Genomic DNA, 26414 nt, shown 5'->3' on the forward strand with positions numbered 1-26414 from the left:
GGCTTCAAGACTCCTGGTCATGCCGATTGACCCGCTCTTCCAGACGGTTCTGCAGGTGCGCGAGCACGCTGGCGAGAATCCAGTAGATCAGCGCGGCGGCAAGATACATGGTGAAGATTTCGAAGGTGCGCGCGGTGATCAGCTGCGCTTGGCGGAACAGTTCCGGTACCTGGATCGTGGCGGCCAGGGCCGTGTCCTTGACCAGTGAAATGAAGCTGTTGCCCAGCGGCGGCAGAGCGGTGCGCATGGCTTGTGGCAGGATCGCCCGGCGCAGGGTCTGGGCTCGGGTCATGCCGATGCTGGCGGCGGCTTCCCATTGGCCGCGCTCGATGGAACCGATGGCGGCCCTGAGGATTTCACAGGCGTAGGCCGCCATGTTCAGGGAAAAGCCGATCAGCGCTGCGGGCAACGGGTCCAGTTCCAGCCCCAGTTGCGGCAGGCCGTAGTAGATCACGAAGAGTTGCACCAGCAGCGGCGTGCCGCGAAAGAACGACACGTAGACCCGGGCAATCCAGCTCACCAGCCTCAGGTGCGACAGGCGCATCAAGGCCAGGCCGAAGCCCAGCAGCAGTCCGAAGAACATGCCGCCAAGGCTGAGGATGACCGTGTAATACGCGCCCTTGAGGAGAAATGGCGCTGAATCCAGCGCCAGTTGCAGGCCTGCTTCCATTACTGGGTGACGTCAGCGTTGAAGTATTTCTCCGAGAGCTTTTTCAGCGTGCCGTCGGCCCGCAGTTCCTCGATCGCTTTGTTCACCGCGGCCAGCAGTTCAGGTTCGCCCTTGCGCAGGGCCACACCGGCTTCCTGGCGGGAGAAGGGTTCGCCGGATACCACCAGGGTGTCCTTGGTCTTCTTGATCAGCTCGAAGGCTGCCAGGCGGTCCACCAGGATCGCGTCGATACGGCCTACGCGCAGGTCCTGGTACTTGGTCGGATCATCGTCGTAGGTCTTGATGATGGCGCTGGGGACGTTGTCCTTGAGCCATTGCTCGTAGTTGGTGCCCAGGCCGACACCGACCTTGTGGCCACCCAGGTCGGCGGCAGTCTTGAACTTGCCGTCATCCTTCTTCTGGGTCAGGGCCTGGATCCCGGAGACGGTGTAGGGGATGGAGAAATCGTACTTTTTCTTGCGCTCTTCAGAGATGGTCACCTGGTTGACGACCGCGTCCAGGCGCTTGGACTCCAGGGCTGCGAGAATGCCGTCCCACTTGGTCGGTTGCAGCTTGACCTTGACCCCGAGCTTGTTCGCCAGGGCTTCTGAGAACTCCACTTCGAAGCCGGCCAGCTTGCCGTTTTCATCGACGAAGCTGAACGGTGGATAGGTGCCTTCCAGGCCAACGTTGATCACTCCCGCATCCTTGATTTTCTGCAGTTGCTCGCCGGCAACCGCTTGCCCCATCAATCCGGCACCGAGGGCCAGGCCCAGTGTGCCGATCAGCAGATTTCGACGCAGTACGGAAAAATTCATGACAAGCCCCTGTGATTTCTTATGCACGATGCGGGTGGGAGATGCAGGCCAATCGGTGAGCCGAAAGTAACGCTTTATCCTGCCTTAAATGCAGCTTATGCGCCTCATGGCAAATGAGCCTGCGGCGCGACTATAAAGTGATGTTTATAGGTTTAAAAATAATATAAATTAACGTTGTTATTCCATTTGGTTTGGTTGTCGCTGCGCCACTACCTCCTACAAAAAACGCCACGGCACTCAACCCGTAGGAGCTGGCTTGCCAGCGAAGGCGTCCCCGAGAGCGATGCAGGACTTGCGGGCCTCTTCGCCGGCAAGCCGGCTCCTACACAAAACTTCACGGCATTCACCTTCTACGAGAAGGCCCCGGCATAGGCGAACAGCGCTGGGGCGCCGCCGGTGTGCAGGAAGATGATCGGGCCATCGTCGAAACGCTGGCGCCCGACGCCGTCCAGCAGGCCGGCCATGGCCTTGCCGGTGTACACCGGGTCCAGCAACAGGCCTTCCTGGCTGGCCAGCAATTTGACTGCGGCCAGGGTGCCGGCATTGGGTTCGCCGTAACGGGGGGCGAAGTATTCGTCCCACAGTTGCACGTTGAACGCCGCCGGCAGATTCACCCCCAGCAGTTCGGCGGTGCGTTCGGCCAGGCCCTGGACCTTGGGCCGCTGGTCTTCTTCGCTGCGCGATACCGTGACGCCGATCACCGGCAGTTGCGGCAGCACTTCGCTCAACGCCAGGGCCAGGCCGCTGTGGGTGCCGGCGCTGCCGGAGGCCAGCACCACCGCGGAAAAATGCAGGCCGCTGTCTTCGATCTGCTGCGCCAGCTCCAGGCCGGCGCGGACATAACCCAGGGCGCCCAGTGCATTGGAGCCGCCGATGGGCACCAGATAGGGTCTCTTGCCGTTGTTGCGCAGGCGCGCGGCCAGGGCCTGCAATTGCTCGTCGGCTTGATCCAGGTTTTCCACCAGTTCGACCTTGGCATCGAACAGATCCAGCAGCAGGCGGTTGCCGTTGTTCAGGTAGTTGGGGTCTTCGGTGCCGATGGGGTTTTCCAGCAGGGCCACGCAACCCAATCCCAGCCGGGCGGCCAGGGCCGCAGTCTGGCGCACGTGGTTGGACTGGATGGCACCGGCGGTGATCAGGGTATCGGCACCCTGGGCCAGGGCGTCGGCGGCCAGGTATTCGAGCTTGCGCAGCTTATTGCCGCCCATGGCCAGGGGCGTGGTGTCATCGCGCTTGACGTAGACATCACGGCCGATCCAGGCCGACAGGCGTTCGAGTTTTTCCAGGGCAGTGGCGTGACCGAGCAGGTCGAGGCGGTCAAAGCGGGCAAGCTGTTGTTTGATCATGAGTTCGCACGGAACAGGGAAGGTGCAAGGACTATAGGCAGCGATATTTGCCCGGGCAACCGCCAATCGCTTATGCGAAAAAGTGCTTGGCGCTGAACAATTAGTTCTTAAAGCTGGCCCTGGCGGGGCGTAAAGTGATCGCCGTTTGTGCGGCCCGATTGTCCGGCCGCCCGAGTAAGGAGTCTTATCGTGAGCGAGCGTTCCAGCCATTGGCAATTGCAGACCATCGTCGGCCAACTGCGCGATGCCCGTGACCAGTGGCGTACCCGCAACGGTCGGGTCAGCGGCGAGCAGGGCGGCCGTGAACTGCCGTCGCGGGCGGCCATGGCGGAGATACTTGAAGCCCTGTGCGGCGCGCTGTTTCCCATGCGCCTGGGGCCAGTGGACCTGCGCGAGGAAAGCGAGGACTTCTACGTTGGCCACACTCTGGATGCGGCGCTCAATGCCTTGCTGGCCCAGGCGCGCCTGGAGCTGCGTTACGTGGCCCGGCAAAACGGCGAGGCGGATGCCGAGGTGAACGCCCGGGCGATCCGCCTGATCCAGGACTTCGCCCTGGCCCTGCCGGGCCTGCGGGTGCTGCTGGATACTGACGTGCTGGCCGCCTATCACGGTGACCCGGCGGCGCGCAGCGTCGATGAGGTGCTGCTGTGCTACCCGGGCATCCTGGCGGTGATTCATCACCGTCTGGCGCACCATTTGTATCGCGCCGGCCTACCGTTGCTGGCACGGATCAGTTCGGAAATCGCTCACTCGGCCACCGGCATCGACATTCACCCGGGCGCGCAAATCGGCCGCAGTTTCTTCATCGATCACGGGACCGGCGTGGTGATCGGCGAGACCGCGATCATTGGCGAGCGGGTACGGATCTACCAGGCGGTGACCCTGGGGGCCAAGCGCTTCCCGGCGGACGAAGATGGTCAGTTGCAGAAGGGCCACCCACGTCACCCGATCGTCGAGGACGACGTAGTGATCTATGCCGGCGCGACCATCCTGGGGCGCATCACCATCGGCCAGGGCTCGACGATCGGCGGCAACGTCTGGCTGACCCGCAGCGTGCCGGCCGGCTGCAACCTGACCCAGGCCAACCTGCAGCACGACGACGGCTCGCAAAAGTAGAGCTGGCTTGTGTAGGAGCTGGCTTGCCAGCGAAGGCGCCCCCGAGGGCGATACAGGACTTGCGGGCCTCTTCGCCGGCAAGCCGGCTCCTACGGAAGAAGGTGTACGGCGGCCTGCTGTAGGAGCTGGCTTGCCAGCGAAGGCGTCCCCGAGAGCGATGCAGGACTTGCGGGCCTCTTCGCCGGCAAGCCGGCTCCTACGGAAGAAGGTGTACGGCGGCCTGTTGTAGGAGCTGGCTTGCCAGCGAAGGCGTCCCCGAGGGCGATACAGAACCCGCGGGCCTCTTCGCCGGCAAGCCGGCTCCTACGGAAGAAGGTGCACGGCGGCCTGTTGTAGGAGCTGGCTTGCCAGCGAAGGCGTCCCCGAGGGCGATGCAGGACTTGCGGGCCTCTTCGCCGGCAAGCCGGCTCCTACGGAAGAAGGTGTACGGCGGCCTGCTGTAGGAGCTGGCTTGCCAGCGAAGGCGTCCCCGAGGGCGATGCAGGACTTGCGGGCCTCTTCGCCGGCAAGCCGGCTCCTACGGAAGAAGGTGTACGGTGGCCTGCTGTAGGAGCTGGCTTGCCAGCGAAGGCGTCCCTGAGGGTGATTCAGGACCCGCGGGCCTCTTCGCCGGCAAGCCGGCTCCCACGGGCGAGAGGCCGGTTCCGAGCAGGGGCGGGCTGAACGATTCCGTCCGACATCCGTCATACCCTTCCTTGAGCTAGCGTACGAGAGGTACCGCTGAGCCTTGCAATTAGTCCTGAGCCCCTATCCATGTTTAACTTGAACGCTCGTTCAAGTTAAACCGGTGGTTCGCTGCCCGCTCACAACAGGAGGCTTGCCTTTGCTGAGTCCGTACATTTCAGCCATGTTTCATCCCTTCGAGGTGCACCCTGCATGAGTGCGCCATCCAGCTCCGCGAATAGCCTTATTCGCATGAACCCGCCGGTGTTCTACTTCGCCGCGAGCTTTATCCTGATCTTCGGCCTGGTGGTGATTTCCATGCCGGAACAGGCCGGCGCCTGGCTCCTGGCGGCGCAAAACTGGGCGGCCAACACGGTCGGCTGGTACTACATGCTGGCGATGACCCTGTACCTGGTCTTCGTGGTGGTCACCGCCTTGTCCGGCTACGGCAAGATCAAGCTCGGTGCCGACCACGACGAACCCGAGTTCAGTTACCTGTCCTGGGCCGGCATGCTGTTTGCTGCCGGGATCAGCATCACGCTGTTCTTCTTCTGTGTTTCCGAACCTTTGACCCACATGCTGCAACCGCCCCAGGGCGAGGCCGGTACCGCCGAGGCGGCGCGCCAGGGCATGCAGTTGCTGTTCCTGCACTGGGGCCTGCACGGTTGGGGTGTTTTCGCTTTCGTCGGCATGGCCCTGGCGTACTTCGCCTACCGGCATAACCTGCCGCTGGCCCTGCGCTCGGCGCTGTATCCACTGATCGGCAAGCGCATCAATGGCCCCATCGGCTACGCGGTGGATGGCTTCGGCATCATCGCTACGGTGTTCGGTCTCGGTGCCGACATGGGTTTTGGCGTGCTGCACCTCAACTCCGGCCTCGACTACCTGTTCGGCATTGCCCACACGCAGTGGATCCAGGTCGGGTTGATCACCCTGATGATGGGCGCGGCGATCCTGGTCGCAATCGCCGGAGTCGACAAGGGCGTGCGGGTGATGTCCGACATCAACATGTTGCTGGCAGTGGCGCTGCTGCTGTTCGTGCTGTTCGCCGGCCCCACCCAGCACCTGCTCAATACCTTGATCCAGAACCTCGGGGATTACCTGGGGGCCTTGCCGGTCAAGAGCTTTGATGTCTACGCCTACAACAAACCCAGCGACTGGCTGGGTGGCTGGACGGTGTTCTACTGGGCCTGGTGGATCGCCTGGTCGCCGTTCGTGGGCTTGTTCATCGCGCGGATTTCCCGTGGCCGGACCATCCGCGAGTTCGTCTTCGGCGTGCTCCTGATTCCGCTGGGTTTCACCCTGGCGTGGATGTCGATCTTCGGTAACAGCGCCATCGACCAGGTGCTCAACCACGGCATGAGCGCCCTGGGCATGTCGGCCATCGAAAACCCGTCGATGACCCTCTATCTGCTGCTGGAAACCTACCCGTGGAGTAAAACCGTCATCGCGGTGACGGTGTTCATCAGCTTCGTGTTCTTCGTCACCTCGGCGGACTCCGGCACGGTGGTGCTTTCGACCCTCTCGGCCAGGGGCGGCAATGCCGACGAGGACGGGCCGAAATGGCTGCGGGTGTTCTGGGGCGCGATGACCGCGCTGATCACCAGTGCCTTGCTGTTCGCCGGCAGCATCGATTCGCTGAAGTCGGCGGTGGTCCTGACCTCGTTGCCGTTCTCGCTGATCCTGCTGTTGATGATGTGGGGGTTGCACAAGGCGTTCTACCTGGAATCGCAACGACGCATTGCCCAGTTGCATTCCCTGGCACCGGTGGCGCCGTCTCGTCGTGGCAAGGGCGGCTGGCGCCAGCGCTTGAGCCAGGCAGTGCATTTCCCCTCGCGGGACGAGGTGTATCGCTTCCTTGAGCAGACGGTGCGCCCGGCCATCGAAGAGGTGACGGCGGTGTTCGTCGAGAAGGGCTTGAACGTGGTGACCCAGCCGGACCCGGTCAACGACAGCGTCAGCCTGGAGATCGGCCACGGCGATCAGCATCCGTTCATCTATCAGGTGCAGATGCGGGGTTACTTCACCCCGTCCTTCGCCCGTGGCGGCATGGGCCCGAAAGAGCTGCGCAACCGCCGTTACTACCGAGCCGAGGTGCATCTGGCTGAGGGCAGTCAGGATTACGATCTGATGGGCTACACCAAGGAGCAGATCATCAACGACATCCTCGACCAGTACGAACGCCATATGCAGTTCCTGCACTTGGTGCGCTGAGCCAGCCGCTCAAGCCTTGGTGAGCACCAAGTAGCACACCAGGGCCAGCACCGGCACGGCAAACACCAGGCTGCCGACCGCCAGCTCCTCACGCAGGGGCTGGTGGGCGGTGACCATGCCCACCGCACCGTTGATCACCGTCAGCGCCAGCCACAGCCCGATAAAGCCGTAGCTCAGGGCCTGGCGCCCGAAACCCAGGCGTTCGCCGATAAACAACACCAGGGCCAGCAGGATCAGGCCGAAGGTGATGATGATGGTGGTATGCATGATGGGCACTCCCCGAGAGCCGGTTTGCCGGCGCATGTAACGAGCATAGGCGTCAAACCGCCCCGCCATTGGCCAGCAGGACCTGGCCGTTGACCCAGGCCGCCGCCGGGCTTGCCAGGAAGGCGATGATGCTGGCGATATCCTCTGGTTGTCCCAGGCGTTCCGGGGTCGGCATCCTGGCAAAGTTGTGGATCTGCTCCTCACTCCTGCCCTGCAGGAACAGCTCGGTGGCCACCGGTCCCGGCGCCACGGCTTGGCTGTCACGGGCCAGCTGGCGGGCAATCACCGTGCCGCTGCCTCGGGAGGCTCCGGTGACGATGGCGACTTTTGCCGTTTGAGTGATCGTGGTGAGCGCCCTTCTACTGAGGATAAATGGCGTGCAGTTGGGCAAGGAACTCTGATCGTTCCTGGTCCGTAGGGGCCGGCTTGCCGGGGGGCATTCTTGAGAGCGCCTTCGCTGGCAGGCCCGCGTCTGTAGTGACCCTGCGGGTGTCTCTTTTGCAGCATGAAACAAGGAGTCATCCATGTTTCGTACCACTCGCCAGATCAAGCTCGGCGCCTTTCTCATGGCCACCGATCACCACGTTGCCGCTTAGCGCCATCCGCATGTACCGGCCCAGGCAGGACTGGACTTTGCGGTCTATAAAGAACTGGCACAAGTCGCCGAGGCTGCTCGTTGCGACGCACTGTTTGTCGCTGACAGTCTGGCGGCCGCTACTGGCCCCATCGCCAGCCACATGGCCCGGTCTGATTACTTCGCGCCCATGACTTTGCTCTCTGCACTGGCGGCTGTGAGCGAGCGGATAGGGCTTATTGCCACTGCCACTGCGAACTATAACGTACCGTGCCATGTGGTACGTAAATTCGCGTAATTGGACCCTTTTCTGCTGGGGGAGCCGGGTGGAATCTGGTGACTTCCGACAATGCTGCCGAGGCGCGGAATTTTGCTCGCGACGAGTATTTCGGACATGCCGAACGTTATCGTCGGGCCCGGGAGTTCTATCCGGTGGTCGCCGGGCTTTGGGACAGCTGGCAGGACGATGCCTTTGTTCGGAACAAGGCCGGTGGCGAGTACTACACCCAAAATAAGCCGTATTTGCTGGGGAATTCCGGGGGACTCTTCCGGGTCAAAGGGCCATTAAGCGTTGCTCGGCCACCTCAGGGTCATCCGGTGACCGTCCAGGCTGGCTCTTCGGAGAGCGGGCGCGACCTCACGGCGCACATGGCTGAAGTGGTGTTCACCGCGCAGTCTTTCCTGGCCAGTGCCCAAGATTTTTATGCTGACCTAAAAGGGCGCCTCGGGCAGTACGGATGTAGTACGAAATTTTTGAAAAACATGTCCGGGGTGTTCGTAGTGGTCGGCGATAGCGAAAGTCAGTCCCGGGAGAAATTCGAATCCTTCCAGGAGCTGGTGGAACCTGAAGTGGGCGCGGGCTTGTGTGGGTGCTGGCTTGTCAGTGAAGGCGCCCGCTATGGTGCGGCAAGGCTCGAAGGCCTCTGCGCCGACAAGCCGGCTTCTGCATGAATGTTTCTGCGAGCCAGGGCGGCCATGTGCAGGTGCCAACGTTGTGTGTTTCAGAGAGACCCTAACCAAGAGAGGATCCGATGACTTATATAGCTGCCGAAAATCGCTATGACGCCATGCCCTATCGTCGTGTCGGTCGCAGTGGCCTGGTGCTGCCGGCATTGTCCCTGGGGCTTTGGCACAACTTCGGCGACAGCACGCCGATTGATACCCAGCGCGCTTTGCTGCGCACGGCCTTCGACTTGGGGATCAATCACTTCGACCTGGCCAATAACTATGGCCCGCCCTATGGCAGTGCTGAGATCAATTTCGGCCGTCTGTTGCGTGAGGACTTCAAGTCGTATCGCGACGAGCTGATCATTTCCAGCAAGGCCGGTTGGGACATGTGGCCCGGGCCTTATGGCCAGGGCGGGGGCTCGCGCAAGTATGTGCTGGCCAGCCTGGATCAGAGCCTACAGCGCCTGGGCCTGGATTATGTGGATATCTTCTATTCCCACCGTTTCGACCCCGATACGCCGCTGGAGGAAACCGCTAGCGCCCTGGCCAGTGCGGTGCAGCAGGGCAAGGCGTTGTACATCGGCATTTCTTCCTACTCGGGGCTCAAGACCCGGGAGATTGCCGGATTGCTCAAGGAGTGGAAGGTGCCGCTGCTGATTCATCAGCCGGCCTACAACATGCTCAACCGCTGGATCGAGAAGGACTTGCTGGACACCACCGAGGCGTTGGGTGCCGGGGTGATCGCCTTTACCCCGCTGGCCCAGGGCTTGCTCACCGATAAGTACCTCAATGGCATTCCCAAGGATGCGCGGGTCAATCGTCCTGGTGGCGGATCGCTGCAGGCCGCGCATTTGTCCGAGGCCAATATCGCCCATGTGCGCGCCCTCAATGAGATCGCCAGGAATCGTGGCCAGAGCCTGGCGCAGTTGGCCCTGGCCTGGACCCTGCGGGATCCGCGAGTGACCTCGGCGTTGATTGGCGCGAGCCGGCCGGAGCAGATCATCGAGAACGTCGGTGCGTTGCAGAACCTGAGGTTCAGCGTGGAAGAGCTGGTGCAAATCGATCATTTCGCCAAAGAAGGGCAGATCAATCTCTGGGAAAAACCCTCGATGGCAGAGTAAGGGCGTTGAGCCGTTCAGCCATTAAAAAACCCCCTGCAAAGTGAGGTGCAGGGGGAGGGGGCCGCCTGGAGCAAGAGCGGCGGAAGGAGCGGTTGCTGATCCAGCTATTTCGTCGTGACGGATGTGTTGGCGCTGACCTTTAATGCGGGGTTGCGTGGGGTGCTGGCAAGGGTGCGCTCCTCTGAGTCATCGAGGTGGACTTTCGCGGTTACCGAGAGGCCTGGCCGCAGGCGTTCAAGGCCCGGTTGGTCGGCATCGAAGCGAATGCGTACCGGAACCCGTTGCACGATCTTGGTGAAGTTGCCGGTGCCCGGTTCGAAGGGCAGGAGGGCAAAGGTCGAGCCCGAGCCTGGCGCCAAACTTTCCACGGTGCCGACAATGCTGACACCCGGCAGCGCATCGATCTTGATCCGGGTCGTTTGGCCGGGATACATGTGTTGGGTCTGGGTTTCCTTGAAGTTGGCCAGTACATACAGGTCGTGCAGCGGCACCAGGGTCAGCAGGCGTGAGCCCGGTTGCACGTAATCCCCCACCTGAATCTGCCGATTGCCAACGGTGCCGTCCATCGGCGCATAGATCGTGGCGTGACGCAGGTCTTGCTGAGCCAGCTCCAGCCTGGCCTTGGCGGTCACCACCTTGGCCTTGGCTATTTGCAGTTGTGCCTGCAGGCGCTGGCGTTGGGCAGACGTCACGGCCTGGTCGTTTTCCGCGACTTGCAACATGGCTTGGGCATAGGCGTGACCTTGTTCCGCAGAGATCGCCTGGGTGCTGTATTTCTCGACCTCGTTACGCGCTACGGCACCGGTGGTGACCAGAGTATCGAAGCGATTGCGCTCGGCCCCGGCGCGCTTGGATTCCGCCTGGGTGGTGCGAATCGAAGTGCGCGCCGCCAGCACTCTGGCACTGGCCAGGTGCTGTTCTGCATCCTGAATCGTCAAGGCTGCTTCAGCCAGGGCGACCTGGGCCTGGTTGTCGGCCAGATCGCCTTCGGCCAGGGCGACTCGGCTGTCGAACTCTTCGCTGTTGATGCGTACCAGTGGTTGCCCGGCGGTGACGGTCTGGTGGTCCTTGACCAGGACCTCGGTGACCAGGCCATGTACCCGTGGCGCGACGGAAGTGGCGTCGGCGGCGATATAGGCATCGTCCGTGGCCTCGGTTAACGGCGTCATCAGCACCCAGCCCACCCCGACGGCCACCAGTGTCAACGCGATTGCGCCAGCGATCAGCGGGCGTTTGGAGCGTCTACGCGGCTTTTCCGGCTCTTGAGCGGCTTGCAGGATGGCGTTTTGAGTCTGGGTGCTCTGCTCCATGTTGATGCTCCGTGCGGTTTTGAATTACGATCATAATATTAATATGTCGGTCGCAATACTACAGGGAAGTACCTACCGTGACGACAAGCGCATCTGACCTCCCTGACGTGGGCGCCCAGCCTGCTCAGCAGTCCACTCGACGAAAATTTCTGGTCTTCACGATCATGGCTTTCGGCATGTTCATGGCCTTGATCGATATCCAGATCGTTGCAGCTTCGCTCAATGATGTGCAGGCCGGACTCAGTGCCGGTCCCGATGAAGTGAGTTGGGTGCAGACCGCCTATCTGATCGCCGAACTGATCATGATTCCTTTCTCGGCCTTCCTCGCCCAGGCGATTTCCACTCGCTGGCTGTTCTCCGCCAGCGCGGCGTTTTTTACCTTGTTCAGTATTGGCTGCGGCATGGCCTGGAACATTGAGTCGATGATTGTGCTGCGGGCGCTGCAGGGCTTTGCCGGTGGAGCCATGGTGCCCACGGTGTTTGCCGTGGGCTTCGTCCTGTTCGAAGGCAAGCAGCGGGCGATGGTTCCAGCCATTCTCGGGATGACGGCGGTACTGGCGCCGACCCTGGGGCCCACGGTGGGCGGGCTGGTGACCTTCTACCTGGACTGGCGCTGGATCTTTTTCATCAACGTGCTGCCTGGGTTGCTGATCTGCATTGGCGCTGCGCTGCTGATCGATGTGGATCGTCCCGACCTGTCCATGCTGCGGCGTATCGACTGGTTGCACTTTGCGGCCATGGCATTGGCGCTGGGATGTTTCGAATACGTGCTGGAAGAGGGACCGCGCAAGGACTGGTTCAGTGATGACGGCATTCTCATCGCGGCCTGGGTTTCCATCGTCTCCTTTGGTTTGTTTATCGAGCGCTCGCTGTATTCGAACAATCCGATTGTGTCGTTGGTGCCGTTTCGCAATCGGACCTTTTCCATCGCCTGCCTGCTGAACCTGGTGATCGGTTTCGGCCTGTACTCATCGACTTATCTGGTGCCGGTATTCCTCGGGCGAGTACGCGACTTCAACAGCCTGGAAATCGGTACCACCGTGTTTGTCGTGGGTATCGGGCAGTTGGTCAGTACGATCATTGCGGCGCGGGCTTCGGAGAAAGTTGATCGACGCCTGATCATTTCGGTGGGCTTCCTGGGGTTGGCGTTGAGCTTGTGGCTGACTTCCCGGATCACTTCCAATTGGGGTTTCGATGAACTACTGGTTCCCCAGGTTGCGCGCGGCCTGTTCCTGATGCTGTGTATTGTTCCCAGCGTCAACATGGCCTTGAGTTCATTCCAGGGGGCCGAGTTGCGCCAGGCTTCCGGGTTGTTCAACTTGATGCGCAACCTGGGCGGGGCCATTGGTATCGCCACGGTCAATACCTGGCTGCAGGACGATGCCCGGACCCAGGTGCTGCGCCTGTCCGAGTCACTGGGGGCCAAGGCTGTGGCCGCACAGGAACTCATGGGGCAGTTGGCCCTGAAGATTGCCGCAGAGACTCCGGATTCCACCCATGCCTTCCTGATGGCCCAAGGGATACTTGGCCGGCTGGTGGGACGTGAAGCCCTGACGCTGGCATTTGGCGATGTGTTCCGCCTGATGGCGATGATGTTCGTGGTGGCGCTGCTGCTGGTGCCACTGTGCAAAGTGCCCCCGGCCGAACCAGGTGTGGCCGAGGATGACAAGTGACTCGCCGCCGACGTTGCCGTTGCCAGGGGTCTACATGATCGGCGGACCGGACCTGGCCTTACGCAGTTGGCTGGGGGTGCAGCCCATGCTTTTCCACATCAAGCGGCGCAAGGCGGTTGAGTCTGCATAGCCCACTTTGAAGGCAACTTCTTCAATGCTCATATTGGTGGTCTCCAATAAGCTTTGAACATGTTGCAGGCGAACTTTCTGAATGAAGGCCATGGGCGGCTTGCCCGTGGCACTGCGAATTCTTCGGGATAAAGTTTTCTCGGTGATCCGTAAATGTTCGGCAATGGTGCTGAGGGCCGGAACGTTGGGCAGGCAATCTTCGATGAACTTTTCCAGCAGAAGCACTTCGCGATTTTCTGTCTGCAAGTTGGATAAGGCCATGTAGTGATATTGTGCGGGGCGGCCATCTATCAGCAGGTAGCGCATGGTCAGCTCCGCAACTTGATTGCCCATCTTATTACGCAATATATAGAGCATCAGGTCCATTTGTGACATGCCTGCGCCTGCTGTAATCATATTTCCGTCATGAATAAGCATGCGTTTGGTATCAAGTATCGCCTCGGGATAACGCTGCTTGAAGGTGTCGTACAACTGCCAGTGAGTAGTGACGGTCTGGCCTTCGAGAATCCCCGCTTCCCCCAGGACGAAAACCGCCGAGCAAGAGGCTGCCGTCTGCTGCCCCCGCAGGTGGTGTTCGTGCACCAGTTTGCTGAGTTTGCGAATGTCGTTGTGCCCTAGCCGGGTAACCAGTTCCGTGGACAAGCTCAGGCCCGGTTGCCTTTTTTCCGTGCGGCAGCCAAAGAAATCCAGCTCCTGGGTGTTCTCCAGGCCCAGCCCCGGTATGACCAGCATGCTGCCTTCAATGGCCTGGACCTTATCCAGTGGCAGTGCATCCAGGCGCATGCCGTTCCTCATGCGTACCGATTCACTGCTGCCGATGATCTTCCAGGTAATGGTGGGTCGTCCCATGACTTCGGCAATCTGGTTGGCGGTACGCAGCACGTCCAGGGTGATCGCGACACTTGACCCCATGGCACCTTCCAGCGCGATAAGCGTGAGCACATCCATGTCCATTTTCTCCCTGTAAGTGTCCATTTGTGCATTAGCAAAATATACAAGCTAGTGGCAGACTTCTCAACGCATCCAGATTCCACTTTCGCAGCCCGCGTTATTCTCTGTGGGACATAAAAAAGATGCATTCATCAAGTGAATGCGCTGTTCTGTCAATAAAATGACATCTTTAATACTGCCTAGTAAAAGCTCCCCTGCTTAGGGGTGTTTGTTCGGTTCCTTAGTGCTGAAAATAATAAACGACCATTAGGTCGATATATGGCTCTCCATTTAAAAAGGATTTTGAATGAACTACGCCGTGCCTCGTGATTATCTAAATGACGTCAATCAGACCTTCTCAGCGCATCTAGCAGTTGATGATCTGTCATTGGCCGAACTCCTGGGTGTCGAATGTTTAAGTTCGGTTACCGAAGTGCTGGCTTATCGCGCCTGGCGCCAACCGGATGCGACGGCCTTCATCCACTTGCTCGATGGTGAGCAGGATGAGGCGCCGATCAGCTACGCCCAACTGTGGGAGCGTAGTCAACAATTGGCCGCTGCGCTGCAGATCTTCGAGCCCCGGGAAAAGCGCGTGTTGATGCTGTTCGAGACGGGCATCGACTACATCGTTTCGCTGTTTGGTCTGCTCCTGGCCGGAGCGGTGGCGATCCCGGCGTTTCCGCCCGTCGGGACTCGGGGCCTGGAGCGCCTGGCGTTGATTTGTGCCGATGCTCACCCGCAGATTGTGCTCACCAGTGCGCGGTTCATGCGCAGTCGGGAGCGGGTCAACGCACTGCTGCAAGGCGACCTGCCAGAGCCGCAATGGGTCGACCCGGAAGAACTGCCTAGCGCCGACTCATCTTGGCAGGCCCAGGGTGTCGCTCCCGGTCAGTTGGCCCTGCTGCAATACACCTCGGGTTCCACCTCGGCGCCCAAGGGTGTGATGTTGACCCACGCCAACCTCTACAGTAATTGCCGCAGTGCCAGCCAGTGGATGGGCGAGGCCAAGGACCGCGTGGGCTGCAGTTGGCTGCCGCCGTATCACGACATGGGCCTGATGGGCGGGATATTGCAGCCGATCTACGATGCTTTTCCTACCGTGCTCATCAGCCCCGGACATTTTGTCCAGCGCCCTTTGCGCTGGCTGGACGCAGTGTCCAGGTATGGTGCCGACGTCACCATCGCACCGAACTTCGCCTTCGATCTGTGTGTTGAAAACATTACCGATAGTGAGTTGGCCGCTCTGGATCTGAGCAAGCTCAAGGCGATTTATTGTGGGGCCGAACCGGTCCGGCAAAGCACCCTGGTGCGTTTCTCCGAACGCTTCGCCGCCGCGGGTTTCAACCCGGCGGCCCTGGGCCCCTGCTATGGGCTGGCCGAAGCGACCGTGTTGGTGTCGGGCAAGCGCCATGATGAGGCGGCATTCAGCACCCAGGTGGATCGGGACCAACTCGCCCGCGGCACCCTGGCCATCGTCGAGGCCGACGATGGGTTCGCATTGCCATTGGTCAGCAGCGGTCGGGTGGCTCCGGGCCTGCGCCTGGCGATTGTCGATCCCGTCAGCCTGCAGCCGGTCGGCGCCGGCCAGATCGGCGAGATCTGGGTCCAGGGGGACAACGTGGGTGCCGGTTACTGGGGCAAGGAGGCGCTCAGCGAGCAGGTATTCCGGGCCACTGTGCCGGGTGTCGACGGGCACTTCATGCGCACTGGCGATCTGGGGGCGTTGTATCGGGAGGAACTGTTCGTCACCGGTCGCCTCAAGGACCTGATCATCATTGCCGGGCGCAACCTCTATCCCCAGGACCTCGAACTGGCGGTCGAAACGGCCGACCCGCGTATCCGCAGCAATGGCTGCGTGGCGGTTGGGCTGGACAATGGCCAGCAGGAGCAGTTGGCAATCGTGGCCGAGATCAAGCGCAGTGAAAAGCTTGACGAGGCCCAGCAGGAACAACTGCGTCAACTGATCACCAGCACCCTGGTCAGCCAGTTTGGCGTGGCCCCGGCACGGATCCACCTGGCGCCCATGGGTGGCATTCCGCTGACCACCAGCGGCAAGGTCCAGCGCCAGGCCACCCGCCAGGCGCTGCTCAACGACAGTTTGTCGCGTTATGGCGCCGGGCGTTCCGCGACAGCCACCTCGGCACAACCCCTCAAAACTCCTACGGATGCCCTGTCATGACGGCCATGAATCCCCCTATCGACCGTACCGGTCAGCGCGAGCGTCAACTGGCCTGGCTGACGGTCGGTGTTCCGGCAGTGGGCACCGTAGTGGCCCTGGTCCTGGCCTGGCATCAGGGCATCGGCTGGCTGGAGGTCGGTGCGCTGGCCAGCATGTACCTGCTGACCGCCCTGGGTGTGGAAGTCGGGATGCACCGCTTCTTTTCCCATCACGCGTTCAAGGCCGGTCCGGTGGTCACGGCGTTCTTCGGCATTGCCGGTTCGATGGCGGCCCAGGGGCCGATCCTGTTCTGGGCGGCGACCCATCGCCAGCACCACGCATTCACCGACAAGGAGGGCGACCCGCACTCTCCCAGGCCGCTGAAGGAAGGCTTTGTAGCCAACATCCAGGGCTGGTGGCACGCCCACCTGGGCTGGCTGTTCAGCTTGCGCAAGCAGAACTGGAGCCAGTTCGTTCCCGACCTGCTGCGTGACCGCCTGACCATGCAGATCAACCAGCGCTACTACCTGTGGATCATCCTCGGCCTGCTGATTCCGGCCGCAGTGTGCGGGCTGATTACCCGCAGCTGGGAAGGTGCACTCAGCGGCCTGCTCTGGGGCGGTTTCGTGCGGATCTTTCTGGTGGACCACGCCACGTGGTGCATCAACTCCTTTGCTCACCGCACCGGCTCCCGTGATCACCCGACCCGGGACACCAGTCGCAATGTGTTCTGGCTGGCGATTCCAACGGTAGGCGGCGGTTGGCACAACAACCACCATGCCTTCCCGGCGCTGGCTCATGCCGGGCTCAAACCCTGGCAGCTGGACTTGGGCGGGTTGTTCATCGAACTGCTCGCTCTCTGCGGCCTGGCCTGGGATGTAAAGCGGCCCGGTTCGCCAGCGGCTGTGGAACCTTCAGAAAGCTGATTGCCGGTACTCACCTCACAGGAAGCTATTCATGGACGAACTAGTCACAACCACAGCGACTCCAGAGATCGGCGGGATCGCTCAGCTGAGTCCGAGTGCGGCGAAAACCAAGGCCCGGATTGCGCTTGCGGTGATGCTGGTGCCGCTGTTCGGTGCCATCGAGGCGATTCGCTTGTGGGTCACCGGACAGGCGCACGCCCTGGACTTCATCCTCTTCGGGGTGTTCTACGTGATCCAGATGTTCGGGGTTTCGATGGGCTACCACCGTTACCTGGCGCACCGGGCGTTCAAGACCTCGCGACTGATGAGCAGCCTGATGTTGATCGCCGGTTCCATGGCGGCGCAGGGCCCGATTCTGTTCTGGGTCACCACCCATCGTCGGCACCATACCTACAGCGATCAGCACGGCGACCCGCATTCGCCGAATCTGATGGGCCAGAGCCGCTGGGAACGGGCCAAGGGCCTCTGGCATGCCCACATGCCCTGGATGCTGGCGCCAGATATGTCGAGCTGGAATTTCTTTGCGCCGGACATCCTGCGTGACCGTCGCTTGTTCTTCTACAACCAGACCTACCTGCTCTGGGTCGCCCTGGGCGTGATCCTGCCGGGGCTGATCGGCGGCCTGGTGACCCAGAGCTGGTCCGGTGCCTGGAACGGGATGATTTTCGGCGGCCTGGCGCGGATCTTCGTCGCCAACCAGGCGGCCTGGTGCGTGGGTTCCATCTGCCACCGCTATGGCGGCCGGCCTTTTGTAACCAACGACCAGAGCACCAACAACTGGCTTATCGCGTTCCTCACCTTTGGCGAGGGGTTGCAAAACAATCACCACGCATTCCCTGCCTGGTACCGGCATGGCGTGCATTGGTGGGAGCCCGACTTGTCGGGCTGGACACTGGCGTTAATGGGCAAGCTGAGACTGGTCTCAGATCTGCGTTCACCGTCCCAGGCAATGATCGACAAAGTCCGTAAGCGTCAGGCCGCATCCTGAGCAGCTGGATCGTTAGGTCGCTACATCAACCCAACTCATCAAGGAAGATCCCATGTCCAACTTCATTTCCAACTTGCTCAGCACTCTGAGCTTCTCAGAGAAAAAACAGGCGGCGGTCGAACTCAACGAGGAAAGCATCAAGCAGTGGCTGGTGCAGAAAATGGGCACGCTGCTGAAGATCGACCCCGCCCAGGTCGATACGGCCCGCAGCTTCGAGTCCTATGGCCTCGACTCGCTGGTGGCGGTGAAAGTGGCGGGCGACCTGGAAAAGTTCATGGAGCAGCGCCTGTCCCCGGCCCTGCTGTTCGAATACTCGAGCATCGATGACTTGTCCAAATACTTGGCCAATGAACTGACCACATCCGAAGTCTGACTTCACTTCGCAGGAGCTTGGCCATGGCTTTCTTACAGATGCCTACGCAAAAAACGGACAAATTCAACGACTTGCTCCGACGCTCACAGGAGATCGAAGGCTTGCGTCTGACCGACGCAATCCCCAAGCACCTGTACCAGCCACGGGTATGGCGCGGAATGCTCAGCTTTGTCGTCAGCTACATGCTCTACATCGGTGCGGTGGTAGCAGTCGCTCATGTGCACTGGATTTTCTACCTGCCGTTGTGGCTGATTGCCGGCCTGGGTGGCTGGGGCCTGTTCTGCGTTGCTCACGATTGCGGGCACAACTCGTTTTCGCGCAATCGCACTTTCAACCACATCCTCGGGCATATCGCCTTGCTGCCGTTGCTGTACCCGTTCCACGGCTGGCGTCATATGCACAACATGCACCACGCCAACACCAACAACCTGGAAATGGACGTCGACTGGCGCCCGGTGCTGCGTGTGCAATATGACGCCATGCCATGGTGGGACAAGCTGGTCTACAGCAGCACCCGCACCTGGCTGTTCTGGCTGGGCACGGTGAACTATCAGCGTCATTCGGGCTTTCGCCCGTCGATGTTCCACAAGCTCGAGGCGCGCAACGAAGTGCGCCGTTCGATCCTGTTCATGGCCGTGGCCGCGCTGATCTATCTGCCGACCCTGGTGTATTTCACCGGCTTCACTGGTCTGTTCCTCTACTTCATCGCCCCGTGGCTGGCGATTCATGCCTGGTTCAGCCTGACCACCATGATGCATCACATCAGCGATGAGACGCCGTTCCTGACCAAGGAGCACTGGAGCTTCAACAGCAGCCGGCTGCTGTTGACCACCGACTACATGTACCCCAAGTGGCTGCTGTTTCTGACCCACTATATTTCCGTGCACACCGCGCACCACGTGGCACCGATCATTCCGCACTACAACCTGACTGAAGCCCAGGCCGCGTTGAAGACGGCCTTCCCGGGCATGGTCAGGGAGAAGCCTTTGACCGTGCAGGACGTGTGGCATGTGACGCGCAATTGCCACCTGTACGATCCGGTCAACGGCTTCTATGAGTCCTTCGATCAGCCGGCCCAGGCGACGGGCGACCAGAGCACGCCAGGTGCCAGGGCTGCCAACAGTCCCCTGACCATGAAGCAGCAGCTGCTGCGCAGCTACATGGGCGTACTGGGTTCGATCTCGCTGGACACCGCCGGCTCCAAGGCCACGGACCTGTTCGGCTATACCCGCGAATACATCAAGCAGCCAGACAAGGAAATGAGCCCACTGGGCGCCCAGCGTTTCCATATCAAGGGTGTTCCGGGCGTTCCCCACGGCTATCAGTGGGGCACGGGCAACCAGACCATTCTCCTGGTGCATGGCTGGGGTGCGGACAGTCGCAGCCTGTATTCCTTCACTCGCGCCCTGCAGCGCCAAGGCTTCAAGGTCGCGACCTTCGACGCCCCGGCCCACGGCATCTCGCCGGGCTCGCTGAGCACCATGACCGAGTTCAAGGACGCGGTGAAAGCGGCGATTGTCGCTCTGGGTGATGTGGTCGGGATCGTGGCCCACTCGCTGGGCGGCATCGCAGCCACCGGTGCCCTGGCCGAACTGGCCGAGACCCATCGGATCAAGGCCCTGTGCCTGCTGGGGTCGCCTGCCAACCTGCCGGTGGTCATCGAGCGCTGGGCCAATGGTTACCTGAAGCTCAAGCCGCAGGTGGTCCAGGCCATGCACCGCGAACTGTGGAAGCGCAACGGCGTGCCGGTTCAGCACTGGGACATCCCGGCATTGGGCAATGCCCTGCAATTGCCGATGTTGGTGCTGCATGACCTCAACGACCCGATCGTGCCGTTCTGCGAAGCGCAACAGATCACCACGCTGATGCCGTGGGCGAAGCTGGAACCGGTGTCCGGTCTCGGCCATGTGCGGATTCTTTCCGATGCCGCGGTGGTGGAGCAGGTGGCGCAGTTCCTCGCCGAGAACATCAAGGTGGCCGAAGCGGCTCAGGTCAGCGCATGAGCACAATGCACAACCTTTGGATGATGGTTACCCACCCATGACGACCTATGCTGAAAGCGCTGTGGCCGAGTCCGGCCTGTGGATGTGCCTGATTTGCGGCTGGATCTACAACCAACGGCTGGGTGATCCCGATTCGGGGGTGCCTCCGGGCACCGCCTGGGATGACATTGCCGACGACTGGACCTGTCCGGAATGTGGCGTGAGCAAGTTGGACTTCAACATGGTGAAGCTGTAACCCAACGCTTGAAATCTGTAGTCGATGAGGAAGCAAGATGGCGACCCAAGAGCAACCGTCGGCGCCAGCCAGGGGCCGGCGCGGCAGCTTCAGGAAAATGCTCTTCAAGGGCATTTATAACGGGGTTCTGGGAGTGCTTCGTTGCAGCTTCTGGATTGAGTCGCGGCTTGTTCCTCAGCGTGCCGCGGTGCGGGCGTTGAAGATGTTCACCACGCCACAACGGCTGCGCCAGCATTTTCCGCTGACCCTGCCCAGTGCCACGGTGCAGGACCTGGAAACCGAGGAAGGGCGGCTGCGTTGCTTCCGCTGGACCCCGCAACAGGTTCGTCGCCGGGTGGTGCTGGTGCACGGCTGGAGCGGCGCCAGTACCCAGTGGCAGTACCTGATTCCGCTGCTGCTGGAGGAAGGCTGCGAAGTCCTTTCCTTCGATTGCATCGGGCATGGCGGCAGTGGCGGTCGGCAGGCCTCGCTGCCGACCTTCGTCAGCATGCTCGATCAGGTGCAGAAGCAACTGGGCCCTTTCGATACCGTGATCGGCCACTCCCTTGGGGGGGCCGCTGCCGGTTATGCCTTGAGCACCCAGGTCGGCAAGGCTTTCCAGCGAGCGGTGCTGGTGGCTGCGCCGGCCGACATCGAAAACGTGGTCCGGCGATTTGCGGCATTTCTCTGGATCAATGATGACGTCAGACAACGCATGCAACTTCTGGTTGAGCAACGCTATCAGAAGGACATGACCAGCCTGGCGGTCAGCCGTTATGGTCACCAGGTGGATATCCCGGTGCTGCTGGTGCATGACCAGCAGGACCAGGAAGTCCCGGCAGATGACCTGCAATCCTTCGCCGAAGGATTGCGCCACCGGCAGGTCCTGCAAACTCGCGGGCTTGGCCACCTGAAAATTCTCAAGGACAGCGCGACCATGGAGGCCGTGGTCGATTTTGTCTGTGCAAAGGACGGCAACGTATGAGCGAAAGTTACGATTTGATCGTTATCGGCGCGGGGCCCGGTGGCTATGTCGCCGCTATCCGGGCTGCGCAACTGGGACTGAAGACGGTCTGTATCGAACGCTACAAGGGCAAGGACGGCAAAACCGCCCTGGGTGGCACCTGTTTGAACGTCGGCTGTATTCCGTCCAAGGCGCTACTCGACAGCTCCCAGCACTATTACGAAGCGCGCAACGGTTTCGAAGTGCACGGTATCGGCATCAGCAATCCGCAGATGGATGTGCCGGCCATGTTGGCGCGCAAGGACACCGTGGTGCGCAACTTCAACGGCGGCATTGCCTCGCTGTTCAAGGCCAATGGCGTGGCGCTGCTGGAAGGTCATGGCAAGTTGCTGGCCAGCAAGCAGGTGGAGGTCACCGCCGCCGATGGCAGCACGCAGCGCATCAGTGCCAAGCACATCATCCTGGCCCCCGGTTCGCGACCGATCGATATCTCCGCCGCGCCGCTGACGGGCAAGGTGATCGTCGATTCCACCGGCGCCCTGGAATTCACCAGCGTGCCAAAACGCCTTGGGGTGATTGGCGCCGGGGTCATTGGCCTGGAGCTGGGTTCGGTCTGGGCTCGCCTGGGAGCTGAAGTCACCGTTCTGGAAGCCCTCGACAGTTTTCTCCCGGCAGTGGACGTGCAGATCGCCAAGGAGGCGCAGAAGATCCTCGGCAAGCAAGGCCTGGATATCCGCCTGGGGGCTCGGGTCACCGGCTCTGAAGTGCAGGGTGACAGCGTCAAGGTCAGCCTCAGTGAGGCCGGCGAGGACAAGCAGCAAACCTTCGACCGGCTGATTGTCGCCGTCGGCCGCCGGCCTTTGACCACCGACCTGCTGGCCACCGACAGTGGCGTGCACTTGGACGAACGGGGCTTCATCCATGTCGATGGCGAGTGCCGTACCAGTGTTCCCGGGGTATTTGCGATTGGTGACGTGGTGCGTGGTCCGATGTTGGCGCACAAGGCTTCGGAAGAGGGGGTGATGGTGGCCGAGAGTCTTGCCGGTCATCAGCATCCGCTCAATTACGAGCTGATTCCGTCAGTGATCTACACCCACCCGGAAATCGCCTGGGTCGGCCAGACCGAACAGGCCCTCAAGGCCCAGGGTGTCGAGCTGAACATCGGTACCTTTCCATTCGCCGCCAGCAGTCGAGCGATGGCCGCCAACGACACTGCCGGGCTGGTCAAGGTGATAGCTGATGCCCGCACCGACCGGGTTCTTGGCGTGCATGTAGTCGGGCCAGGCGCGGCGGAGCTGGTCCAGGAAGGGGCCATCGGTATGGAATTCGGCACCAGCGCCGAAGACCTGGGCATGATGGTCTTCTCTCACCCGACCCTGTCCGAAGCCCTGCATGAAGCCGCACTGTCGGTGAATGGCCAGGCGATCCATATCGTCAATCGCAAGAAGAAACCGGTGGCGAGTTCTACTGCCAAGTAATGCTTGGCAAATGGTAGGAGCGAGCTTGCTCGCGATGAGTTTGAGAGCGCCGCACGCTTTCGTCGAGCGCGTTATCGTTAACGTCCATCGCGAGCAAGCTCGCTCCTACAAGGGATTATTTTTTATTTGGAAAGCCGAGGATTTTTGCGGTTTCACTGAAGAGCTGATCCTGTGCCGAGCGCTTTCTGAGTTGCATATTGATGACCTGTGACTGGTCTGGAAGGTCAAAGTAGCCCTCATCCAGGCTGCACAGGCTTTCCAGAATGGACACAGGCAAGCCCAGCAGTTGCCTGACCTGGGACCTGGAAAGCACTTTGTTTTCCACCAGCATTCTCACGCCACGTGCAATCAGCTGTGGTCGTTCAAAATCAAAGTCGCCATCCATCGGCTCACCTTTGACCCAGCCTCTTGCTGATTTGGCTTTCCACAGCCGGGTTGTCGTGGTGTCGTTGATGATTTCCAGATCCACACAGCGATGCACCATGGCCGCTACAGAGACTTTCCAGCGTGATTTCAACGCTAGCAAAGTATCCAGAGTGGGCCAGCGAATCTCCCTGAGAAAACTTTCTGCAGGCATCAGGAAGGCGCTTGCGAAGCGGTGTGCCTGGGACTCAAGCAGCGCGTGGTTGGCCTCGTATTGCTCCTTGGAAACATGTCGATGGAGAACGATATGTCCGAGCTCATGGGCCGCGTCGAAACGGTTTCTGATGCCATTTGCCTTATCGGCTACGAGTAGCACGTAGGGACGCTGGTCCAGTTCATACCAGTTGGAAACACCGTCCATTTTCAAATGGCCCAATGTGGTCCGGGCACAGATGATTCCGGCGCTCTCAAGTGCTTGAACGACATTGGGAATAGGCGCGATTCCCAACCCCCAGGCTTGCCGGCATGCGCTGGCCATCTGCTCGATTTCCTGGTCGGAAATCATCTGGCAGTTAGTCTCCGTCAAATGCGGGACATTGACCGCCGCGAACTCAAGGCTTTCCTGAAGCTTGTAAGAAATGTCCTGAAGCCACTCCAGGCGTACCTCGGCAATGTCTCGTGCATTATTGGTGGTACTGACTTGGGAGCGAAAGAAAAAGGGAGTGTTCTGGGCGGTTTCAACCGGCTCTTCAAGCAGCCAGTTTTCGCTCACGCCAAACACTTCACACAAGCGCTGGAAGGCTTCAGCCTCGGGCTCCTGCAATCCATTTTCCCATTTTGAGATGTTTCCAGAGGCACGCCCCACCCTTTCGGCCAATGCTGTTTGGGTCATCCCAAAAGCAAGGCGCACCTGTTTGAGGCGCTCTGACTGAAAGCCCGCGACTCCAGTTTTCATGGTTTACCTCTTGGAAATAGACTCATCGGTGGCTTGATTTTCGGCTTCTTCGGCTCGGCGCATTTTATCTCGCAATATCACCAGCTCCATGGATTTCTGTTGGGTGACATCCTCACCAGAGTAGCCTTCAAGTAATTCTTCGAGCGGGCAATCAAGGTGAAACCCTCTGCCGTTGAAATAGGGCACAGCCAAGGTAACTGCCCTGGGTTCTGATTGATTGGCTTCGTTGGGGTGGGGGGCATGGACGATGACAAGGGCGTGAATCAGCTGTTCGTCCACCGTTTGTTGCACGCCGTCTATCCAGTCCAGTTGGATGGGGGAGAGGGACTCATTGAGTGCTTTCAACTCGCGCCGATGTTTCGCCTCGCGCACCTCCTTCTGCCACGGGAGGACGACAGCCGTGATTCGCACACAGCCAATCTTCAACAGAACGTAGTGATGCCCACTTGGATCTGTAGCCAGGACGACCGGGCTCCAGCGTTGCAGGCTGGCCAGCGCATCCTGGATTAGCGAATGCCGCAAGTGACCTCGCAGGTATTCGGCAGGGGTGTGAGTCAATAGTGCCCGGGTTTCTTTCACTGCTTTCTGAAAGGTTTGTGGAAGCAGAACCTCCAGCTCATCAAAAAAATCCTGATGAATCTGCGTTCTGATAAAACTCTGGATTTCTTCTTTGGTCACCATGGCCGTGCACCGCAATCGATTTGATAGGCGGACTTTTAGGACAGTTTCATTGGTTATCCAAGCCTTTTTACTGTGTTTTTGCACAGTCTTCTGGCGGATTGCGAAAATAGATTTTCCTTACGCCTTTCACCGTCTTTTCCTGATTGTGAGTATCGATCTCAACTGTCTATAGTCTTGCTAGCGCTGTAATCAGTGCTCGGGTGTGCAAGCTCGTTGCTTTCAGAAGTGCAGTGTTTTTTAGCGCCTTGAGAAGGAGTAACGAGCATGGATCAGCCTCTCCCGCTTACCGATAGCAGCGCTCTGCTAATCAATACCCGAGCCAGTAACCTCGATTTTTTCGCCTGTGCCGATCGAAGATTTCGAGCGGTCAAGAATCTGATGAAAAGTCTTTCCTACATGGATGTGAGGGCCGTCGAAAGTGCGGATTTGAACAGCGTTACTGAAGCGGCATACCTCCTGTTGCAGGAAGGTTGTGACCTCATGGGGGCCATGGAGCCGTGTCAGTGATTGCGTCCTGAAACGGTCCCCCGCGTATTCGCGGGAGACTGCTGTTTGTCGAGAGGAGTCGAAGGGACGGCAAGCGGCGCGGGCAGATATTGCTCAGCGGAAGAACGGCACATCCCCCAGAATCGTTGCGCGCTGCATCACGCGGCGCTGCGGACGGTAATCGTCCACAGCGTAGTGCTGGGTCACGCGGTTATCCCAGAACGCCACGTCGTTTTCCTGCCAGCGCCAGCGGATGGTGAATTCTGGGCGGGTGGCATGGGCGAACAGCAGGTTGAGGATGGCGGCGCTTTCCGTCTCCGACAGTTCGTTGATGCGGGTGGTGAAGCCGTCGTTGACGAACAGCGCCTTGCGCCCGCTCACCGGGTGGGTGCGGATTACCGGGTGCGACAGCGGTGGGTTGTTGCGTCGGGTTTCCTCCCAGCGTGCCAAGTCTTCCGGGGTATTGCCAAAGCGCTCCAGGGGGAAGGACTTGATGAATTCATGGGTCGCGGTCAGGCCCTGGAGCAGGTTCTTCATCGGCTCGGACAGCGCCTCGTAGGCGGCGATGCCGCTGGCCCACAGGGTGTCGCCGCCAAACTCCGGCAACAGCTTGGCGCTGAGCACCGCGCCCAGGGCCGGGGTCGGCAGGAAGGTCACGTCGGTGTGCCAGATGGCGTTGTCGCGCACGTCGGTTTCGGCGGTATCGAGGATCAGCACTTCCGGCTGTTCCGGCACGTTGGGGTAGATCGGGTGAATGTGCAGGTCACCGAAGTTGGCGGCGAAGCGCGCCTGCTGCTGCGGGGTGATCGGCTGGTCGCGGAAGAACAGCACCTGGTGCTTGAGCAGCGCCTGCTCGATGGCGTCGCGTAGCTCGATGCTCAATGGCTGGCTGATGTCGACGCCACTGATCTGGGCGCCGAGGGCGGAGCTTAAAGGGGTGATGGTCAGGCTCATGGTCATTCTCGTAGTCGCTGTGTGTAGGAGCCGGCCGGGCGGCGTTGCGCTTGCTGGGCTGGGGGCCTCTTCGCTGGCAAGCCAGCTCCTACGCAGGAGAGGGGGATCTGTTG

At 60.5% G+C, this 26414-nt stretch carries 22 protein-coding genes and 2 pseudogenes; 14 read left to right on the plus strand and 10 right to left on the minus strand.

Translation table 11 applies throughout. The features are described 5' to 3' along the window. Nucleotides 1-4: 4 nt before the first annotated feature. From tcyL to GV818_RS00520, 3 genes are all read right to left on the minus strand, one after another. Nucleotides 5-670 carry a cystine ABC transporter permease gene (gene tcyL, locus GV818_RS00510; protein ID WP_161775604.1) on the minus strand — a complete coding sequence of 222 codons (666 nt, stop codon included), beginning with the start codon at nt 668-670 and terminating at the stop codon, nt 5-7. After that, nucleotides 670-1467, minus strand: coding sequence for a cystine ABC transporter substrate-binding protein (gene tcyJ, locus GV818_RS00515; protein WP_161775605.1), 798 nt, complete (start codon nt 1465-1467; stop codon nt 670-672). The genes tcyL and tcyJ overlap by 1 nt, the downstream gene beginning before the upstream one ends. A gap of 350 nt (nt 1468-1817) precedes the next feature. Then, nucleotides 1818-2813, minus strand: coding sequence for a D-cysteine desulfhydrase (locus tag GV818_RS00520; protein ID WP_161775606.1), 996 nt, complete (start codon nt 2811-2813; stop codon nt 1818-1820). Between the two features lie 189 nt (nt 2814-3002). Here GV818_RS00520 and epsC point away from each other — a divergent pair, with 189 nt between their 5' ends. Both epsC and betT read left to right on the plus strand, forming a co-directional pair. Next, on the plus strand, nt 3003-3929 hold the full coding sequence (gene epsC, locus GV818_RS00525) for a serine O-acetyltransferase EpsC (RefSeq protein ID WP_161754081.1): 927 nt from the start codon (nt 3003-3005) through the stop codon (nt 3927-3929). A gap of 915 nt (nt 3930-4844) precedes the next feature. Beyond that, nucleotides 4845-6806 carry a choline transporter BetT gene (betT, locus tag GV818_RS00530; RefSeq protein ID WP_178124676.1) on the plus strand — a complete coding sequence of 654 codons (1962 nt, stop codon included), beginning with the start codon at nt 4845-4847 and terminating at the stop codon, nt 6804-6806. Nucleotides 6807-6815: 9 nt separating this feature from the next. Here betT and GV818_RS00535 read toward each other — a convergent pair whose 3' ends face one another. Both GV818_RS00535 and GV818_RS00540 read right to left on the minus strand, forming a co-directional pair. Next, the gene (locus tag GV818_RS00535; protein ID WP_161754085.1) at nt 6816-7073 is read right to left on the minus strand and encodes a hypothetical protein; all 258 of its coding nucleotides are present in this window, start codon (nt 7071-7073) and stop codon (nt 6816-6818) included. Nucleotides 7074-7125: 52 nt separating this feature from the next. Beyond that, nucleotides 7126-7467 (minus strand): annotated as a pseudogene (locus GV818_RS00540) (SDR family oxidoreductase); the annotation flags it as partial. Nucleotides 7468-7597: 130 nt separating this feature from the next. Here GV818_RS00540 and GV818_RS00545 point away from each other — a divergent pair. Next, nucleotides 7598-8517: pseudogene (locus GV818_RS00545) on the plus strand (NtaA/DmoA family FMN-dependent monooxygenase); the annotation flags it as partial. A 161-nt stretch (nt 8518-8678) separates the two neighbouring features. Next, a complete protein-coding gene (gene mgrA, locus GV818_RS00550; protein WP_161775609.1) occupies nt 8679-9716 on the plus strand; it encodes an L-glyceraldehyde 3-phosphate reductase in 1038 nt (345 codons plus the stop codon). Nucleotides 9717-9820: 104 nt separating this feature from the next. Here the strand turns inward: mgrA and GV818_RS00555 are convergent, their stop codons facing one another. Beyond that, on the minus strand, nt 9821-11026 hold the full coding sequence (locus GV818_RS00555) for an HlyD family secretion protein (protein ID WP_161775610.1): 1206 nt from the start codon (nt 11024-11026) through the stop codon (nt 9821-9823). A 164-nt stretch (nt 11027-11190) separates the two neighbouring features. Here GV818_RS00555 and GV818_RS00560 point away from each other — a divergent pair, with 164 nt between their 5' ends. Next, nucleotides 11191-12699: a DHA2 family efflux MFS transporter permease subunit gene (locus GV818_RS00560; protein ID WP_178124657.1), complete on the plus strand. Its 1509-nt coding sequence runs from the start codon at nt 11191-11193 to the stop codon at nt 12697-12699. 30 nt (nt 12700-12729) lie between these two features. On the opposite strand, the gene GV818_RS00565 is transcribed toward GV818_RS00560, so the two are convergent. After that, nucleotides 12730-13776 (minus strand): GlxA family transcriptional regulator, encoded by a 1047-nt coding sequence (locus GV818_RS00565; protein ID WP_256667359.1) that lies wholly within the window; start codon nt 13774-13776, stop codon nt 12730-12732. A gap of 289 nt (nt 13777-14065) precedes the next feature. Here GV818_RS00565 and GV818_RS00570 point away from each other — a divergent pair, with 289 nt between their 5' ends. Genes GV818_RS00570 through lpdA form a run of 8 tightly spaced genes read left to right on the plus strand, consistent with a single transcriptional unit; the run spans nt 14066 to nt 22862 of the window. Beyond that, nucleotides 14066-15937: a fatty acyl-AMP ligase gene (locus tag GV818_RS00570; RefSeq protein WP_161775611.1), complete on the plus strand. Its 1872-nt coding sequence runs from the start codon at nt 14066-14068 to the stop codon at nt 15935-15937. Further along, nucleotides 15934-16842 (plus strand): acyl-CoA desaturase, encoded by a 909-nt coding sequence (locus GV818_RS00575; protein WP_161775612.1) that lies wholly within the window; start codon nt 15934-15936, stop codon nt 16840-16842. The genes GV818_RS00570 and GV818_RS00575 overlap by 4 nt, the downstream gene beginning before the upstream one ends. Nucleotides 16843-16873: 31 nt before the next feature. Beyond that, nucleotides 16874-17830: an acyl-CoA desaturase gene (locus tag GV818_RS00580; RefSeq protein ID WP_161754111.1), complete on the plus strand. Its 957-nt coding sequence runs from the start codon at nt 16874-16876 to the stop codon at nt 17828-17830. A gap of 52 nt (nt 17831-17882) precedes the next feature. Next, nucleotides 17883-18203, plus strand: a complete 321-nt coding sequence (locus GV818_RS00585; RefSeq protein ID WP_161754113.1) for an acyl carrier protein — start codon at nt 17883-17885, stop codon at nt 18201-18203. A gap of 23 nt (nt 18204-18226) precedes the next feature. Continuing rightward, the gene (locus GV818_RS00590) at nt 18227-20206 is read left to right on the plus strand and encodes an alpha/beta fold hydrolase (protein ID WP_161754115.1); all 1980 of its coding nucleotides are present in this window, start codon (nt 18227-18229) and stop codon (nt 20204-20206) included. Nucleotides 20207-20243: 37 nt separating this feature from the next. After that, on the plus strand, nt 20244-20441 hold the full coding sequence (locus GV818_RS00595) for a rubredoxin (RefSeq protein WP_161754117.1): 198 nt from the start codon (nt 20244-20246) through the stop codon (nt 20439-20441). Nucleotides 20442-20478: 37 nt separating this feature from the next. Beyond that, nucleotides 20479-21405, plus strand: coding sequence for an alpha/beta hydrolase (locus GV818_RS00600; protein ID WP_178124658.1), 927 nt, complete (start codon nt 20479-20481; stop codon nt 21403-21405). Further along, nucleotides 21402-22862, plus strand: coding sequence for a dihydrolipoyl dehydrogenase (gene lpdA / locus GV818_RS00605; protein ID WP_161754119.1), 1461 nt, complete (start codon nt 21402-21404; stop codon nt 22860-22862). The genes GV818_RS00600 and lpdA overlap by 4 nt, the downstream gene beginning before the upstream one ends. Before the next feature lie 115 nt (nt 22863-22977). Here the strand turns inward: lpdA and GV818_RS00610 are convergent, their stop codons facing one another. Together GV818_RS00610 and GV818_RS00615 are read right to left on the minus strand one after the other, a co-directional pair. After that, nucleotides 22978-24180, minus strand: a complete 1203-nt coding sequence (locus tag GV818_RS00610) for a helix-turn-helix domain-containing protein (protein ID WP_161775613.1) — start codon at nt 24178-24180, stop codon at nt 22978-22980. Between the two features lie 3 nt (nt 24181-24183). Next, entirely contained in the window at nt 24184-24861 is a 678-nt protein-coding gene (locus tag GV818_RS00615; protein ID WP_161754123.1) for a hypothetical protein, read from the minus strand. Between the two features lie 264 nt (nt 24862-25125). Here GV818_RS00615 and GV818_RS00620 point away from each other — a divergent pair, with 264 nt between their 5' ends. Continuing rightward, nucleotides 25126-25368: a hypothetical protein gene (locus GV818_RS00620; protein ID WP_161775614.1), complete on the plus strand. Its 243-nt coding sequence runs from the start codon at nt 25126-25128 to the stop codon at nt 25366-25368. A gap of 93 nt (nt 25369-25461) precedes the next feature. Here the strand turns inward: GV818_RS00620 and tauD are convergent, their stop codons facing one another. Continuing rightward, nucleotides 25462-26301 (minus strand): taurine dioxygenase, encoded by an 840-nt coding sequence (gene tauD / locus GV818_RS00625; RefSeq protein WP_161754127.1) that lies wholly within the window; start codon nt 26299-26301, stop codon nt 25462-25464. Between the last annotated feature and the right edge of the window lie 113 nt (nt 26302-26414).

This window comes from Pseudomonas sp. Fl4BN1 (assembly GCF_009908285.1).
Taxonomy (GTDB): Bacteria; Pseudomonadota; Gammaproteobacteria; order Pseudomonadales; family Pseudomonadaceae; genus Aquipseudomonas.

Coding starts and splice junctions, on each gene's coding strand:
- tcyL (WP_161775604.1), bottom strand. CDS start 670: ATGGAAGCAGGCCTGCAACTGGCGCTGGATTCAGCGCCATTTCTCCTC.
- tcyJ (WP_161775605.1), bottom strand. CDS start 1,467: ATGAATTTTTCCGTACTGCGTCGAAATCTGCTGATCGGCACACTGGGC.
- GV818_RS00520 (WP_161775606.1), bottom strand. CDS start 2,813: ATGATCAAACAACAGCTTGCCCGCTTTGACCGCCTCGACCTGCTCGGT.
- betT (WP_178124676.1), top strand. CDS start 4,845: ATGAACCCGCCGGTGTTCTACTTCGCCGCGAGCTTTATCCTGATCTTC.
- GV818_RS00535 (WP_161754085.1), bottom strand. CDS start 7,073: ATGCATACCACCATCATCATCACCTTCGGCCTGATCCTGCTGGCCCTG.
- mgrA (WP_161775609.1), top strand. CDS start 8,679: ATGACTTATATAGCTGCCGAAAATCGCTATGACGCCATGCCCTATCGT.
- GV818_RS00555 (WP_161775610.1), bottom strand. CDS start 11,026: ATGGAGCAGAGCACCCAGACTCAAAACGCCATCCTGCAAGCCGCTCAA.
- GV818_RS00560 (WP_178124657.1), top strand. CDS start 11,191: ATGGCTTTCGGCATGTTCATGGCCTTGATCGATATCCAGATCGTTGCA.
- GV818_RS00565 (WP_256667359.1), bottom strand. CDS start 13,776: ATGGATGTGCTCACGCTTATCGCGCTGGAAGGTGCCATGGGGTCAAGT.
- GV818_RS00570 (WP_161775611.1), top strand. CDS start 14,066: ATGAACTACGCCGTGCCTCGTGATTATCTAAATGACGTCAATCAGACC.
- GV818_RS00575 (WP_161775612.1), top strand. CDS start 15,934: ATGACGGCCATGAATCCCCCTATCGACCGTACCGGTCAGCGCGAGCGT.
- GV818_RS00580 (WP_161754111.1), top strand. CDS start 16,874: ATGGACGAACTAGTCACAACCACAGCGACTCCAGAGATCGGCGGGATC.
- GV818_RS00585 (WP_161754113.1), top strand. CDS start 17,883: ATGTCCAACTTCATTTCCAACTTGCTCAGCACTCTGAGCTTCTCAGAG.
- GV818_RS00590 (WP_161754115.1), top strand. CDS start 18,227: ATGGCTTTCTTACAGATGCCTACGCAAAAAACGGACAAATTCAACGAC.
- GV818_RS00595 (WP_161754117.1), top strand. CDS start 20,244: ATGACGACCTATGCTGAAAGCGCTGTGGCCGAGTCCGGCCTGTGGATG.
- GV818_RS00600 (WP_178124658.1), top strand. CDS start 20,479: ATGGCGACCCAAGAGCAACCGTCGGCGCCAGCCAGGGGCCGGCGCGGC.
- lpdA (WP_161754119.1), top strand. CDS start 21,402: ATGAGCGAAAGTTACGATTTGATCGTTATCGGCGCGGGGCCCGGTGGC.
- GV818_RS00610 (WP_161775613.1), bottom strand. CDS start 24,180: ATGAAAACTGGAGTCGCGGGCTTTCAGTCAGAGCGCCTCAAACAGGTG.
- GV818_RS00615 (WP_161754123.1), bottom strand. CDS start 24,861: ATGGTGACCAAAGAAGAAATCCAGAGTTTTATCAGAACGCAGATTCAT.
- GV818_RS00620 (WP_161775614.1), top strand. CDS start 25,126: ATGGATCAGCCTCTCCCGCTTACCGATAGCAGCGCTCTGCTAATCAAT.
- tauD (WP_161754127.1), bottom strand. CDS start 26,301: ATGAGCCTGACCATCACCCCTTTAAGCTCCGCCCTCGGCGCCCAGATC.